General features: G+C 41.9%; 11 protein-coding genes and 1 riboswitch. Of the genes, 5 read left to right on the top strand and 6 right to left on the bottom strand.

Features of this window, described 5'->3' with window-relative positions:
• The first annotated feature begins 12 nt into the window (after window positions 1–12).
• On the top strand, window positions 13–579 hold the full coding sequence (locus tag ACLCDL_RS06025; RefSeq protein ID WP_423147377.1) for a hypothetical protein: 567 nt from the start codon (window positions 13–15) through the stop codon (window positions 577–579).
• A gap of 350 nt (window positions 580–929) precedes the next feature.
• On the opposite strand, the gene rsgA is transcribed toward ACLCDL_RS06025, so the two are convergent.
• Window positions 930–1,850, bottom strand: a complete 921-nt coding sequence (gene rsgA / locus ACLCDL_RS06020; protein WP_423147376.1) for a ribosome small subunit-dependent GTPase A — start codon at window positions 1,848–1,850, stop codon at window positions 930–932.
• Between the two features lie 291 nt (window positions 1,851–2,141).
• On the opposite strand from rsgA, the gene thrA reads away from it, so the two are divergent.
• Genes thrA through thrC form a run of 3 tightly spaced genes read left to right on the top strand, consistent with a single transcriptional unit; the run spans window position 2,142 to window position 6,899 of the window.
• On the top strand, window positions 2,142–4,610 hold the full coding sequence (thrA, locus tag ACLCDL_RS06015) for a bifunctional aspartate kinase/homoserine dehydrogenase I (RefSeq protein ID WP_423147375.1): 2,469 nt from the start codon (window positions 2,142–2,144) through the stop codon (window positions 4,608–4,610).
• Window positions 4,611–4,651: 41 nt separating this feature from the next.
• Complete coding sequence (locus ACLCDL_RS06010) at window positions 4,652–5,587, top strand: homoserine kinase (protein WP_423147374.1); 936 nt, start codon at window positions 4,652–4,654, stop codon at window positions 5,585–5,587.
• A 1-nt stretch (window position 5,588) separates the two neighbouring features.
• Window positions 5,589–6,899 (top strand): threonine synthase, encoded by a 1,311-nt coding sequence (gene thrC, locus ACLCDL_RS06005; RefSeq protein WP_423147373.1) that lies wholly within the window; start codon window positions 5,589–5,591, stop codon window positions 6,897–6,899.
• Between the two features lie 47 nt (window positions 6,900–6,946).
• Here the strand turns inward: thrC and metF are convergent, their stop codons facing one another.
• From metF to ACLCDL_RS05985, 4 genes are all read right to left on the bottom strand, one after another.
• Window positions 6,947–7,906 carry a methylenetetrahydrofolate reductase [NAD(P)H] gene (metF, locus tag ACLCDL_RS06000; RefSeq protein WP_423147372.1) on the bottom strand — a complete coding sequence of 320 codons (960 nt, stop codon included), beginning with the start codon at window positions 7,904–7,906 and terminating at the stop codon, window positions 6,947–6,949.
• Window positions 7,907–7,957: 51 nt separating this feature from the next.
• Entirely contained in the window at window positions 7,958–8,326 is a 369-nt protein-coding gene (locus ACLCDL_RS05995; RefSeq protein WP_423147371.1) for a four helix bundle protein, read from the bottom strand.
• A gap of 121 nt (window positions 8,327–8,447) precedes the next feature.
• On the bottom strand, window positions 8,448–12,122 hold the full coding sequence (gene metH, locus ACLCDL_RS05990; protein WP_423147370.1) for a methionine synthase: 3,675 nt from the start codon (window positions 12,120–12,122) through the stop codon (window positions 8,448–8,450).
• 178 nt (window positions 12,123–12,300) lie between these two features.
• Window positions 12,301–12,402: riboswitch (SAM riboswitch) on the bottom strand.
• A gap of 90 nt (window positions 12,403–12,492) precedes the next feature.
• The gene (locus ACLCDL_RS05985) at window positions 12,493–13,218 is read right to left on the bottom strand and encodes a Bax inhibitor-1/YccA family protein (RefSeq protein ID WP_423147369.1); all 726 of its coding nucleotides are present in this window, start codon (window positions 13,216–13,218) and stop codon (window positions 12,493–12,495) included.
• A gap of 278 nt (window positions 13,219–13,496) precedes the next feature.
• Here ACLCDL_RS05985 and ACLCDL_RS05980 point away from each other — a divergent pair, with 278 nt between their 5' ends.
• The gene (locus ACLCDL_RS05980) at window positions 13,497–13,928 is read left to right on the top strand and encodes a BLUF domain-containing protein (protein WP_423147368.1); all 432 of its coding nucleotides are present in this window, start codon (window positions 13,497–13,499) and stop codon (window positions 13,926–13,928) included.
• 126 nt (window positions 13,929–14,054) lie between these two features.
• On the opposite strand, the gene ACLCDL_RS05975 is transcribed toward ACLCDL_RS05980, so the two are convergent.
• Window positions 14,055–14,444: a VOC family protein gene (locus tag ACLCDL_RS05975; RefSeq protein WP_423147367.1), complete on the bottom strand. Its 390-nt coding sequence runs from the start codon at window positions 14,442–14,444 to the stop codon at window positions 14,055–14,057.
• Window positions 14,445–14,758 lie beyond the last annotated feature (314 nt).

Below are 14,758 nucleotides of genomic sequence, written 5' to 3'. Positions count from 1 at the left end.
TGAAGATGGATTATGCACGAAATAGAGCCCTTTTACAGGTGGCGTGATGAATACATTGCTGCAGAAGATGAACGCTCACCTTTTTACGAAACAGAATATAGCGAATTTGAATATGATAAACTGATTTACAATTATTATATACATCCGCAATGGGATGAGTTTGGCTCTCAAACTTTGTACCTGAAGGTTCTATTTGCCGACTATGACAGGGGCTATGCTATTATAGAATTTATAGGCGAATGGAACGACGCTATTTATAACGATATTATGCTGTTAAAGCGCGAAATAATCGAGCTGATGATAAGAGAAGGAATAGATAAGTTTATTCTGATCGGCGAAAATATTCTTAATTTTCATTCATCAGACGACCTGTATTATGAGGAATGGTTCCAGGATGTTGAGGACGGGTGGATAGCCGGTATAAATTTCAGGGACCATGTGGTAGATGAGTTTAAACATAATCATATTGATTATTACATAAACTTTGGCGGCCAGCTTGATAATCTGACATGGCGGAATCTGAAACCGATACAGGTGTTTAAAAAAGTGGAAGAGCAACTGATGAAAAGGCTGAATTAAGTTTTAATTCTTTTTTTGCTTAAAAAATAAAAACATCAAATGGAACAAAACTCTGATTACTCTTATTAAAGCATAGTTCAACTCGAATCAGCGGCATCTGAAAAAATTTATGGCTAATATTTTTTGTGATTGTTTGCAGTGATTATAACTCTCTTGTAAATTCTTTCTTAACAGCTTACGACGTGCAAAAAGTAAAAAGAATATCTGAAGGGCTCGGATGTGGCGAAGTATTCTCTATATGCGAAAGGATGTTCTATCTGACAACTTTGATAAAACAAGAACCTATAAGATGTTACCCTATCACCCCCGACCTATCACCTACAACCTATCACCCACAACCTCCCTACACTCTAACTCCTCGTATCATTTCCCATGTAAATACTCAGGTAACTGTCGTACCTTGAAAGTGCTATTTCTTCTTCCTCCACTGCTTCCAGTATGGCGCAGCCCGGTTCGTTGATGTGGCGGCAGTTATGAAATTTACAATTTTGCATGCGTTCCCTCATCTCCGGGAAAAAATGTCCCAACTCCTGCTTTTCTATGTCGATTATACCCAATTCCCGAATGCCGGGAGTGTCTATCAGGAAGCCTCCCTGCGGTAAGGCGTGCATTTCGGCAAAAGTGGTGGTGTGTTGCCCTTTGTCGCTCCACTCAGACACCTCTCCTGTTTTCAAATTTATGTCGGGGATTAGCTTATTTATCAGGGTAGATTTCCCTGCACCCGAATGGCCGGAAAACAAGGTCACTTTATCTTGTAGCAAATCCTGTAGCTGGCCGAGGTTAATATCCCCCAGGGCAGAAACAGTATAACAGGGATAACCGATGTTCTGATAGATATTTTTATATTCTTCGAGTACTTCAAAGCCTTCTTCGCTAAACAGGTCTGCTTTATTAAAAACAAGGGATGCGGGAATATCGTAGGCTTCGGCAGTCACCAGGAAGCGGTCAATAAAGCCCAGCGATGTGCGGGGAGATGCCAGGGTCACTATCAGAAATGCCTGGTCGAGATTGGCAGCAATGATCTGTGCCTGCTTTGACAGGTTAACAGATTTGCGGATAATGTAATTGTTCCGCTCATACAGCCGGGTAATAACGGCTGTATCCTGGTCGGGCTCTTCTTCTATTTCCACATAATCGCCAACAGCAACAGGATTGGTAGTTTTAATATCCTTCGTCCGGAATTTTCCTTTTATCCTGCAATCCAGTTTCTTGTTATCATCGGTAAGAACCTGGTACCAGCTGCCGGTAGATTTAATTACTAACCCTTTCATTTGCCGCTAATTTAATAAAGTGATTAACAAAGATTTCGGCAAAACGATATTAGTTAAAGCGAAATTTAAAAAATTAACAGAATTGTTTGTGATTGTGGATTTTAACTGCTTATTTTACGCCGATTTATAACAATGACAAAGTTTTATTATACCATTATTACGATGATGACAACCCGCACCGGTACATTAACTGCCGGAGGAAGATCGTAATTTGGTGTAAATAAAGATATATCACCCATAAAGCGCCTTCCTCCACAAAGGGAAGGCGCTTTTGTTTAAAAATTAGGCTTCATGAAAGTATTAAAATTCGGAGGAACTTCTGTAGGATCGGCAGATAGCATCCGTACCTTGCTCGAAATTTTAAAGCGTGAAACAACAGTTGGTGAAAATCCGGTTGTTGTGTTGTCGGCAATGAGCGGAGTAACCAACCTGTTATCAGCCATGGCTGAAGATGCCTCGAAAGGGCAGCGTTTTTCGCATCACCTGGCCGAGTTGGAAAACCGCCATTTTGAAGTGATCAAGTCACTGCTTGATATTCAGCGGCAGAACCCTGTATTTACCCGCTTAAAAATATTTTTTAATGAACTGGAAGATTTACTGCAAGGAATTTTAAGCCTGGGCGAACTAACGCCACGTACCCGGGACCTGGTTTTAAGTTACGGCGAACGTTGTTCTGCCTTCATGATCAGCAAAATTGCCGACCAGTATTTTCCGGGCGATGCCGTTTTTGCGGATGCCTCTGAACTGATAAAAACAGACAGCAACTTCGGGCAGGCCCGCGTTAACAACGAACTGACAGAACTCCTTATCCGTGATTTTTATCAGCAACATAAAGGAAAGCTAATTTTTGTAACCGGTTTTATTGCCAGTAACGAAGAAGGCCGGATAAGCACTTTAGGCCGTGGCGGAAGCGATTATACCGCGGCTATTTTCGGGTCGGCCCTAAACGCGAAGGAAATTGAGATCTGGACAGATGTAAACGGGATGATGACCGCCGATCCGCGGATTGTAAAGAAAGCGTTTCCGTTAAAAGAGCTTTCCTATACCGAAGCTATGGAGCTTTCGTATTTCGGAGCAAAGGTGATCTATCCCCCAACCATGATTCCCGCCTTTTTGAAGAAAATCCCGATTGTTATCCGGAATACGTTCGAGCCTGATTTTGAGGGAACGGTGATCCGCCACGATTGCCGCGAATCTGATTTAGCTATTAAAGGGATATCTTCTATTAACGAAATAAGCGTGATCAATCTGTTAGGAAGCGGAATGGTGGGTAAAGCCGGGTTCAGCGGACGCTTATTCTCCCTGCTGGCACGTGAGCAGATCAACGTCATCCTGATCACCCAATCGTCTTCCGAACACAGCATTACTTTCGCCATTCATCCTGCGGACGCAGACAAAGCATTGAAATTAATTGAGCAGGAATTTGAACTTGAACTGGAAGCTCGTAAGCTGGAACGCCCCGAAGTAGAAGACAACTTATCGGTGCTGGCAATAGTAGGCGAAAATATGAAAGAAACGCCGGGCATTTCAGGCAAACTGTTCCATGCCCTGGGAAGAAACGGCATCAACGTTCGTGCAATTGCGCAGGGTTCGTCTGAGTATAATATTTCGGTTATCATATCCCGCAACGACCTGGCAAAAGCATTGAATGCCGTTCATGACGCATTTTATACCAATCATAAAATAAATCTGAATATTTTCTGCCTGGGAACAGGTAACATCGGGTCAACCTTATTCCGCCAGATACAAGGCCATCGTGAATTCCTTCAGCTGCAAAACGGCGTTGTAATTAACGTAGTTGGTATAAGTAACAGCCGTAAAATGGTATTTAAAGAAGGCGGAATAGCGCTGGATAGCTGGCGTGAAACGTTGGAGCAGGAAGGTGAACCGGCCGATTTATCGACATTTGTGGCCAGAATGAAGGAAATGAATCTTCCCAATGCCATTTTTGTAGATAATACTGCAAGCATTAAACCGATATCCGCTTACGAAGAGGTTTTCAAATCGAATATTTCGGTGGTAACCTGTAACAAGATCGGTAATTCGTCTTCGTACAGGCAATACAAAAACTTCAAAGAGCTGTCGCAGCTTTACGGAGTGGACTTTTATTATGAAACAAACGTGGGTGCAGGGTTACCGATCGTCCGGACGTTAAAAGACCTGATGGTAAGCGGAGACCGTGTAGTCAGAATAGAAGCTATCCTTTCGGGAACAATATCTTATATCTTCAATAATTTTAAAGGAGACCTTACTTTTCACGATGTGGTTAAGGAGGCGCAGGAAAAAGGCTATACAGAACCGGATCCACGTGATGATTTAAGCGGCACGGATTTTATGCGAAAAATGCTGATTCTTGCCCGCGATGCCGGCTACCAGTTAGAGCCGTCGGATGTAGAAATTCAAAGCATGCTGCCACAAGCCTGTTTAGATGCGGCAACAGTGGAAGATTTTTATAAGGAACTGCAAAATAACAACGCCTTTTTTGAAAACTTAAAGAAGGAAGCTGCCGATAAGGGTAAAGTACTTCGCTACATTGGAATGCTGGGCGAAGGCAAGGTTTCTATTTCACTGCAAATGGTAGACGAAACGCATCCGTTCTATATGCTCTCTGGCAGCGATAATATTATTTCCTTTACAACAGAGCGATATAAAGAACGTCCGCTGGTAGTGAAAGGGCCGGGTGCCGGTGCAGAAGTTACCGCTGCCGGTGTTTTTGCCGATATTGTTAACGTTGGTGCCAATTATCCGAACTATTTTTAAAGAACAAACTTTCCGGGCATATACATTTCCCGGGCTTAACTATGAAAGATTCAATAAGAGTTTTTGCTCCTGCTACTGTTGCTAATGTAGTTTGTGGATTCGATGTACTGGGCTTTGCAGTAGATGCACCCGGCGATGAAGTGATTATGCGCAGAAAAGAAACACCGGGAGTGACAATTTCTAAAATTACCGGCGACGATGGCCGTCTACCTTTGGATGCTGCAAAAAATACGGTTAGTGCAAGTGTTAGCCATTACCTGGAACATATTGAAAGAACTGATATCGGAGTAGAAATTGAGCTTCATAAAAAAATGCCCATCGGCAGCGGCCTTGGCTCAAGCTCTGCCAGCACCGTAGCGGGTTTATTTGCCATTAATTCTTTGCTTGATAATCAGCTTACACAGGAACAGATGGTACCTTTTGCCATGAAAGGCGAAGAACTTGCCTGCGGTTACGGCCATGCCGATAATGTTGCCCCGGCGTTGTTAGGCGGATTTGTACTGATAAGAAGTTACGAGCCCCTCGATATTATACGCCTTCCCCATCCTGCAAGCCTGTTCACGGCCATTATTTTCCCTGAAGTGGATGTACCGACAAGGGATGCCCGGCAGATGATCCGAAGCAAAGTATTATTAAAGGATGCAGTTACTCAGTGGGGAAATGTAGCGGGCCTGGTAAGCGGCTTATTTCTAGGCGACTTCGACCTGATTGGCAGAAGTATGCAGGATGTGCTGGTAGAACCGACACGTTCCATTCTTATTCCTGATTTTTATAAGATGCGGGAACTGGCGCTTTCAGAGGGCGCCCTCGGATTTGGAATTTCAGGATCAGGGCCTTCTGTATTTGCGTTTGCTAAAAGCGAAGAAACGGCCACCAAAATAACCCGGACCATTCAAACTCATTTAGCTGGCTTAAACATTGCAAGTAAAACATACGTTTCCGCCGTTAATGCCAACGGTCCACGAATATTAGATTAATATGAAATTATATAGTACCAACAACAGACTCAGTGAAGTGTCTTTTAAGGATGCCGTTTTTAACAGTCTTCCGCAGGACAAGGGATTATACATGCCTGTTGTTATCCCAAAGCTTGATAAGGCTGTTATTGATAATCTTCATACGTTAAGTCTGCCTGAGATTGCATTTATCGTATCAAGTGCTATCTTACAGGGAGCTATTCCCGACGGAGACCTGAAAGAAATTATACTGGATGCCATTAACTTCCCGGCTCCTGTAGTTGAATTAACCGGAGATACCTACGTTTTAGAGCTTTTCCACGGCCCTTCTTTGGCATTTAAAGATTTTGGCGCACGCTTCATGAGCCGGGTAATGAGTTATTTCCTTGAAGAAGGAGAGAAAACTTTAAATGTGCTGGTAGCTACTTCAGGCGATACCGGCGGCGCAGTAGCATTGGGATTTTTAGGGGTTCCGGATACACAGGTTACCATCCTGTATCCGAAAGGAAAAGTAAGCCCTATACAGGAACTTCAGCTTACAACCAACGGACAAAATATTCGAGCTATCGAAATTAATGGAACCTTTGATGATTGCCAGGCTTTAGTTAAACAGGCATTTGTTGATAAAGAGCTGAATGAAAAGTTCCGCCTTACTTCTGCCAATTCAATTAATATTGCCAGGTTAATTCCGCAGACTTTTTATTATTTCAATGCATATGCCCAGTTAAAGCGGCAGGGTAAAGAGAATATTATTTTTTCTGTTCCCAGCGGCAACTTTGGCAATATTGGTGCTGGGTTATTAGCCTGGGAGATGGGATTGCCTGTTAAACAATTTTTGGCGGCAACCAATGTAAATGATACTGTTCCCGCTTTCCTGAAAACAGGAGTTTATCAACCGAAGCCTTCTGTTGCTACGCTTTCTAACGCGATGGATGTTGGCAATCCGAGCAACTGGACGAGAATAATGGATTTGTTCAGGGAAGACACTAAAGAACTGAAGAAACTGGTAAAAGGATATAGCTTTAACGATGAACAAACCCGAAAAGCAGTGTATGATATCTTTGAAAAGTATGAATATGTTGTTTGCCCTCATACCGCAATAGCATGGCTGGCTATTGAAGAATGGCGCTCTGAAAATAAAGGCGATTCAAGTGCGGCCGTATTCCTATCAACTGCACACCCTTGTAAGTTCCCGGATGTATATGAAGGGGCAATCAGGGATAAGGTTGAAATACCTGAGCAGGTAAAAACGCTGGAAGGTAAGGAAAAACAGGCAGTAGAAATGGATGCCGACTTTACAGGATTTAAAAATTACCTGTTGCAGGCTACTTAAATTTCTATACCGCTGGCAGGTTTTCGAAACCTACCAGCGGTTAAATTCTAAAACACCGCCTCTGCAATGCGTTTGGTAGGTTCGGGATTGCCCATGGTATAAAAATGCAATACCGGCGCTCCGAACTTAACCAGTTCTTTGCACTGTTCAATCATCCATTCTATTCCAACATCTTTTACTTCCTTTTCACTTTTACATGCCAGTACGGCATCACTCAATGCTTCGGGAATATCAATGTGAAATATTTTAGGAAGATTGATAAGCTGTTTTTTGGAAGTAATAGGCTTTAACCCGGGAATAATAGGAACACTGATACCATTTTCGCGGCAAAGCTTTACAAACTCGCAATATTTCGTATTGTCGTAAAACATCTGGGTAACAATAAAGTCGGCACCCATTTCCACCTTTTTCTTCAGGTATTTAAAATCCAGGCCAAGGTTAGGCGCTTCAAAATGTTTTTCGGGATAGCCTGCAATGCCGATGCAAAAATCAGTTTTAGATACAACGGAATCAAAATCTTCATTCAGGTATTTCCCGTTATTCATATTCACCACCTGCTCCAGCAATTCGCTGGCATAAGAATGGCCTCCAGCGGTAGGGATAAAGGCAGAATCCGCTTTGCGGGCATCGCCGCGTAAAACCAGCACGTTATCTATTCCGAGAAACTGCAGGTCTATCAGCGCATTTTCTGTTTCTTCTTTGGTAAAGCCTCCGCAAATGAGGTGCGGCACCGCATCCACTTTATACCTGTTCATAATGGCGGCACAAATGGCTACCGTTCCGGGGCGTTTCCGGTACGCAACCTGTTCAAGAAGTCCGTTTGGATGCTGTTTATAAATAAAATCTTCGCGATGATAAGTAACATCAATAAATGGTGGCTTAAACTCCATTAACGGATCAATCGCATTGTAAATTTCTGTAATCCCACGCCCTTTTATCGGCGGAAGCAATTCAAAAGAAAATAAGGTTTTGCCTTTGGCATTTGCGATATGGTTGGTGATTTTCATTTTTAGTTGTGGATTGTGGGTTGTAGGTTGTGGGTTAATGAACGGTTACTGTTAGTTGGATTCATAATATCTTATAAATCCGTTTAAAAGTTTTCGTACTATTTCTAATTTCCCCAAAGTTGAAGTCAGTTCGGTTGTTGTTATAAAATTTAAGTCGTTACTTAAATAAAGTTGCGTTTCCAGTTCATAAATTGAACCTCTTGTGATAAAGAAGAACTGAATACTATCTTTTTTATGATTTCTGCCACATCCTTCCGCAATATTAGAAGGAATAGATATAGCACATCTGCGCATTTGACTTATTAGTCCAAACTGCTCTTCCTTAGGAAACGATTTAGTTATTGCATAAATCACAGCAACAAGAATTCGTGCTTCTTTCCATACTTCCAAATCTGTATACTTTTTATAATCGTTGGTCATTCCGTTAACTGGTAACCTTTTATTATTTATAAACGTGTTTTACTCCCATAACTTCCCCCTCCTTACAACCTACAACATGTAACTTGCAACCTACAACTTACAACCCACAACTTATACCCTCCTAATACGCCAGATTCGGCCCAAGCCATCTTTCTGTTTCTTCTAATGTCATGTTTTTTCGCTTTGAATAGTCTTCAACCTGATCTTTGGTGATCTTTCCAAGTCCGAAATACCGGGATTCAGGGTGGGCGAAGTAAAATCCGCTTACAGCCGCGGCAGGATGCATTGCAAAACTTTCTGTTAAATGAATGCCTGCATTTTCTTCTGCATTTAACAAATTAAACAAAGTCCTTTTCTCGGTATGGTCCGGGCAGGCCGGATAACCGGGGGCAGGCCGGATGCCATGATATTTTTCTTTGATCAGGTCTTCGTTGTTGAAGTTCTCATCTTTTGCATAGCCCCAATACTCTTTTCGTACTAATTCGTGCATCTTTTCCGCAAAAGCTTCTGCAAGCCGGTCTGCCAGCGCTTTGGTCATGATGCTGTTATAGTCATCCATTGTTTTTCCAAATTCGGCTACCAGTTCGTCGCAGCCGATTCCGGCTGTTACTGCAAAACCTCCCCAATAGTCGGGCACGCCGGTTTCTTTCGGAGCAATAAAGTCAGAAAGTGCATAGTAGGATTCTCCGGCTATTTTTTCTGTTTGCTGACGTAATGTATGGATGGTAGTTAAAACTTCTTTTCTGCTTTCATCTGTATATAGCTCGATATCATCTCCTACAGAATTTGCAGGCCAGAAACCAATCACAGCTTTTGCGGTGAGCAATTTCTCATCAACGATTTTTTTAAGAAGTATCTGGGCATCGTCAAACAATTTACGGGCTTCTGTGCCAACGTATTCATCATCAAAAATCCGGGGATAGCTGCCCCTTAACTCCCAGGTATGGAAAAAAGGTGTCCAGTCGATATAATCGAGTAATTCTTCCAGCGGGAAATTATCAAACGTTTTAGTTCCTAAAAAAGACGGACGAGGTGCAATAGAACCGTTCAGATTAATTTTATACTTATGTTCCCTCGATTCCGTGATACTTTTATATCGTTTATCGGATTTCTTATTTAAATGTGCCTCACGGGCTTTATCGTATTCCTGCCTGATGTTTTTGATATAAGAATCCCGTTGCTCGCCGTTCATCAAACTGCTGCAAACAGTAACACTTCTGGAAGCATCCAGCACATGAATTGCAGGACCCGAATAATTGGGAGCTACTTTTACAGCAGCATGTATACGTGAGGTTGTAGCGCCGCCAATAAGCAGTGGAATATCAAATCCTTCACGTTCCATTTCTTTCGCAAAATGAACCATTTCATCCAGGGATGGTGTTATCAAGCCGCTCAATCCGATGATATCCACCTGCTCTTCCCGGGCTTTTTTGATAATTTCCTGTGCCGGCACCATTACTCCCATATCGATCACCTCAAAGTTATTACAGGCCAGAACAACGCCTACAATATTTTTCCCGATGTCGTGAACATCTCCTTTCACTGTAGCCAGCAGAATTTTTCCGGCAGAACTTGAAGTTTGGCCATCCGGGTTATCCAGTTTTTCCTGTTCAATAAAAGGAAGAAGATAAGCTACCGCTTTTTTCATTACGCGGGCCGATTTAACAACCTGCGGAAGGAACATTTTTCCTGCACCGAACAAATCGCCTACGATATTCATCCCGTCCATCAATGGGCCTTCAATAACCTGCAGTGGCTTATCATATTTCTGCCTGGCTTCTTCTACGTCGGCATCCAGATAATCAATAATTCCTTTTACGAGGGAATGGGATAAGCGTTCTTCTACAGTTCCTTTGCGCCATTCTTCGTCTTTAACGGTTTCTTTACCTTTTGATTTTACGGTTTCGGCATACTCTACCAGGCGTTCTGTAGCATCATCACGCCGGTTTAACAGCACGTCTTCTACCTTTTCAAGCAGTTCTTTAGGAATTTCTTCATAAACTTCGAGCATACCCGCGTTTACAATTCCCATATCCAAACCCGCTTTTATGGCGTGATAGAGGAATGCAGAGTGCATTGCTTCGCGGACAACATTATTTCCTCTGAATGAAAAGGAAATGTTTGACACACCGCCGCTTACTTTAGCCAGGGGAAGGTTTTCCTTAATCCACTTTGTAGCTTTTATAAAATCTACCGCGTAATTATTGTGCTCTTCAAGGCCTGTAGCAACGGTGAGAATATTAGGGTCAAAAATAATATCCTGGGGAGGAAAGCCTATTTCATTTACCAGGATATCATACGAACGTTTGCAGATTTCTGTCCGGCGTTCGTAATTATCGGCCTGTCCCTGTTCGTCAAATGCCATTACTACCACCGCCGCTCCGTAACTTAGTATTTTTCGGGCCTGCTCTTTAAACTTCTCTTCGCCTTCTTTTAGTGAAATGGAGTTTACAATCCCTTTTCCCTGCAGGCATTTTAAGCCGGTTTCAATAACCGTCCATTTGGAAGAATCAACCATGATGGGAAGCTTCGCAATATCCGGCTCTGAAGCAATAAGATTAAGAAACTTCTTCATCGCTGCTTCCGAATCGAGCATTCCCTCATCCATATTTACATCGATGACCTGTGCTCCGCCTTCAACCTGCTGGCGGGCAACAGCAAGGGCTGCCTCATAATCTCCACCCAAAATAAGTTTAGAAAATTTGGGTGATCCGGTAATGTTGGTACGTTCGCCAATATTTACGAAAATACTTTCGGGAGTGATGGTAACAGGCTCCAGTCCGCTCAGGCGGAGAAAAGGTTCAACAACAGGCACTTTTCTTGGAGGATATTTTGCCGCTTTTTCGGCGATACATTTGATATGTTCGGGAGTAGTTCCGCAACAGCCTCCTACAATATTTACAAACCCGTTGGCAATAAAATCTTCTACCAGGTGGGCGGTTTCATGCGGTACTTCATCGTAAGCACCAAATTCGTTTGGTAAGCCGGCATTTGGATACGCGGAAATATAACATGGGGCCTTTAACGAAAGTTCTTCAATATGAGGGCGCATTTCCTTTGCACCCAAAGCGCAATTAAGACCGATGCTCAGGATATTACCATGCGTTAAGGAGTTCAGGAAGGCTTCTACCGTTTGGCCGGAAAGGGTGCGCCCGCTGTTGTCGGTAATTGTTCCCGAGATCATGATCTCGATCTTTCTTCCGATCTCTTTCTCGTATCGCTTAACTGCAAATATTCCGGCTTTGGTAATTAGTGTATCTGTAATGGTTTCGAAAAGAAGCACATCGGCGCCGCCATCCACCAGTCCGCGTACCTGTTCATAGTAAGCTTCTGCGAGCTCATCAAAAGTAACTGCACGAAACCCCGGGTCGTTTACATCAGGCGACATGGAAGCCATTTTGGTGGTAGGCCCCATCGCACCTGCAACGAAACGCGGTTTATCCGGATTTTTTGCAGTAAACTCTGCCGCAATTTCTTTTGCGATACGAGCCCCTTCAAAACTCATTTCATAAGAAAGATCCTCCATCTGGTAGTCAGCCATAGAGATCCGCTGTGTACTGAACGTGTTAGTTTCTATAATATCCGCACCCGCAGCAAGATACTCTGCATGTATCGCTTTGATGATATCAGGCCTGGTGATATTAAGAAGATCATTATTCCCTTTTACGTCACAGGGGTGATCTTTAAAACGTTGCCCACGAAAGTCCTGTTCGGTTAACTGGTAACGCTGTATCATTGTACCCATTGCACCATCAATTACCAGGATGCGCTTTTCCAGTTCTTCTCTTATATCCATTTTTGAGTAGTACGTATAAGTTGTATGTTATAAGTTGTATGTTATAAGTTGTATGTTATAAGTTGTGGGTTGTAAGTTTTGGGGCAGCAGCTATAAGCTTTTTTTACTTATAACCTACCACGTAACTTACAACTCAATTTCAGCTTATTTTTGAAAAGTCGGGTATTTGTTTGACTTTCACTTATCTTCTTCGCCAACCGGCGAATAGAATTTAGCACCTTGTAAGCACAGGTTGCTAAGACTTCGCAGGGTCTATTCCCTCCGTCTTTCTCAATAAGCAGTACAAAAATGTGAATTTTTAATTTAAAAAGCAACAAAGGCGCTGAAAGCGCCTTTAAAACACAATCCTCTTTCAGGCCTGTGTTAAATATTATTTTCTGCCTCCAAATAAGCGCAGAAGAAAGAGAAACATATTAAGAAAATCAAGATAAAGGGTTAGGGCGCCCATAATTATCATTTTTTTTGATGAAGCCTCTCCGTATTCAAGCCCTTCAGATATTCTTTTTAATTTTTGCACGTCGTAAGCTGTTAAACCTACAAATATTGCTACACCAACAAAGCTGATGATATAATCCAACTGACTGCTGTTAAGAAAGAAATTCACAACAGAGGCAATAAGAATTCCTATCAGCAGCATGAACAGAATAGAGCCAAATTTTGTTAAGTCCTGATTTGTGGTATACCCGGCAATTGCCATTACGCCAAAAAGAAGGGAAGCGGTAATAAAGCATCCGAAAATTGAGGAAGCGGTAAAAACCAACAGGATAAAGCTTAAGCTGATCCCCGTTAGTGCGGCATAAGCTACAAACAGGCTTGTTAATACGGGATAAGATAATCTGTTCAACCCAAAAGACATTAAAAGTACAAAAGCCAGCGGTGAGAACATGGCGATCTTGCCCAGTAAGGTTGTTCGGCCTGTGTCGGTATTTATAAGAAGTTGGAGCAGCTCGATATCTGTAGAAAACCAAAAGGCACATAGCGCAGAAATGCCAAGTGCTGCAAACATCCATAAAAATATGTTGGCCATAAATTTTTTGGATGCAGATGATTCGAGTTGAACTACGTTTTGATAAGAGTAATCAGAGTTTTGTTCCATTTGATGTTTTATTTTAAACCACAAGATAAGAATTAAAACTTAATTCAGCCTTTTCATCAGTTGCTCTTCCACTTTTTTAAACACCTGTATCGGTTTCAGATTCCGCCATATTGTCCGCGTTTAAAACGGGATGGCTGAGATGAATGTTTTTTAATGCTCGATAAATGTTCCCCTTAAGATATAATTCTATTAGCCTTTTACACTGCAAATATTTGTCCTCCGCAGCTAAAATGGGGGCTAATGGGTAACCTTTTTACAAGGAACCCGTACATGGACTGATGGAAACATCATCTTTACATACTCTTCTATATGTGAGTACGGCCACAGAAAAACTATCAGATCAGGAGCTTACAGATATTCTTGCTATTAGCCGTAAGAATAACACTAACATGGGAATAACCGGTATAATGATATATGGCAACGGCAACATTATGCAATTGCTCGAGGGAGAAAAACAGGCACTTGATAACCTTTACCAGAAGCTAAAACAGGATCATCGTCATTTCGGATTAACAAAACTGCTCGATAAAAAAATCGATAGCAGAAGTTTTGAAAGCTGGTCGATGGGATTTAAAGCTGCATCTAAAAAGGAATATGCGTCGCTTGAAGGAGTTTTTAATCCATCAGATTCGGACACGCTAACTAATCTGACAAGCACCTCGGATACTGTTATTTCCATAATAAAGCATTTTGCTGCCACTAATAATTAGATAATTAATACTATTCAATAGCACTGTGTCTGCTTATTATCCGCATTTGGAACGCGGATACTTGAAAAATGTACATTTTTAATGTTCTATAAATCGTATAAAGGCTTGTTACCGATCTGTCTTATTTTAACCATCATAGGTATGAAATTCAGTTACAGTCAGGTAGTATCCATCCGGATCGCGAAGTGAAAATTCCATTTTAGTGGAGTTTGGATTTAAGTGAATGTCCTCTTCGATAGCAGCACCTGTTTTTTCCGCATTCGCACGTATTTCATTCATGTTTTCTGTCCTGAAATACAGGATAAGACCATTACCGGCAGTAATACCCGGGTTTGCCATAGTAGGGTGCTGGTGTTCTCCCCACTTATGCAGGCAGAGTAAAACTTCATTGGTTTCAGATACCAGAATATCAAACTCCTTACCGCCATGCATACTCCTGCATCCAAATACCGATTGATACCATTTAGAACTGGCTTCCACGTCTTTTACAGCTATTATCGGGTCAATTTTTGTCATTTTCTTAATACGGGTGCTAACATGGAACAAACTTTTTATGGGATTGATTTAAGTGTGTACAAATCGCTGTTGACTATGTGTTGTAAATTAAAGAGTTGGGGTTGGCCATTGTGAATTCTATTTGATAGTAGAAATATGGGGAATATGTGCAACAATACTCTCGCTAGTTCCAGCAGAATATTACCCAAAGCTTCTTTTCTTTTAGTTAAAAATGACGTCCTAATGACTATTTAAAATAATTTTTCTTCAGAAGTATAAGTTGGAATCAGATTTGGGAGAGCATAAGTAATTAACCAATAGTTAAAAACCGCTAT

The organism is Rubrilithobacter danxiaensis (assembly GCF_047272945.1).
Classification (GTDB): Bacteria; Bacteroidota; Bacteroidia; order Sphingobacteriales; family Sphingobacteriaceae; genus Rubrolithibacter; species Rubrolithibacter danxiaensis.
Note: the sequence above shows the minus strand (reverse complement) of the source record. Positions and strands in the feature narration are given on the sequence as shown.

What these genes read in the sequence shown, in the direction of transcription:
- thrA (WP_423147375.1), top strand. Translation starts at nt 2,142, where the DNA reads ATGAAAGTATTAAAATTCGGAGGAACTTCTGTAGGATCGGCAGATAGC.
- thrC (WP_423147373.1), top strand. Translation starts at nt 5,589, where the DNA reads ATGAAATTATATAGTACCAACAACAGACTCAGTGAAGTGTCTTTTAAG.
- ACLCDL_RS05980 (WP_423147368.1), top strand. Translation starts at nt 13,497, where the DNA reads ATGGAAACATCATCTTTACATACTCTTCTATATGTGAGTACGGCCACA.
- ACLCDL_RS06010 (WP_423147374.1), top strand. Translation starts at nt 4,652, where the DNA reads ATGAAAGATTCAATAAGAGTTTTTGCTCCTGCTACTGTTGCTAATGTA.
- ACLCDL_RS05985 (WP_423147369.1), bottom strand. Translation starts at nt 13,218, where the DNA reads ATGGAACAAAACTCTGATTACTCTTATCAAAACGTAGTTCAACTCGAA.
- ACLCDL_RS05975 (WP_423147367.1), bottom strand. Translation starts at nt 14,444, where the DNA reads ATGACAAAAATTGACCCGATAATAGCTGTAAAAGACGTGGAAGCCAGT.
- metF (WP_423147372.1), bottom strand. Translation starts at nt 7,906, where the DNA reads ATGAAAATCACCAACCATATCGCAAATGCCAAAGGCAAAACCTTATTT.
- rsgA (WP_423147376.1), bottom strand. Translation starts at nt 1,850, where the DNA reads ATGAAAGGGTTAGTAATTAAATCTACCGGCAGCTGGTACCAGGTTCTT.
- metH (WP_423147370.1), bottom strand. Translation starts at nt 12,122, where the DNA reads ATGGATATAAGAGAAGAACTGGAAAAGCGCATCCTGGTAATTGATGGT.
- ACLCDL_RS05995 (WP_423147371.1), bottom strand. Translation starts at nt 8,326, where the DNA reads ATGACCAACGATTATAAAAAGTATACAGATTTGGAAGTATGGAAAGAA.
- ACLCDL_RS06025 (WP_423147377.1), top strand. Translation starts at nt 13, where the DNA reads ATGCACGAAATAGAGCCCTTTTACAGGTGGCGTGATGAATACATTGCT.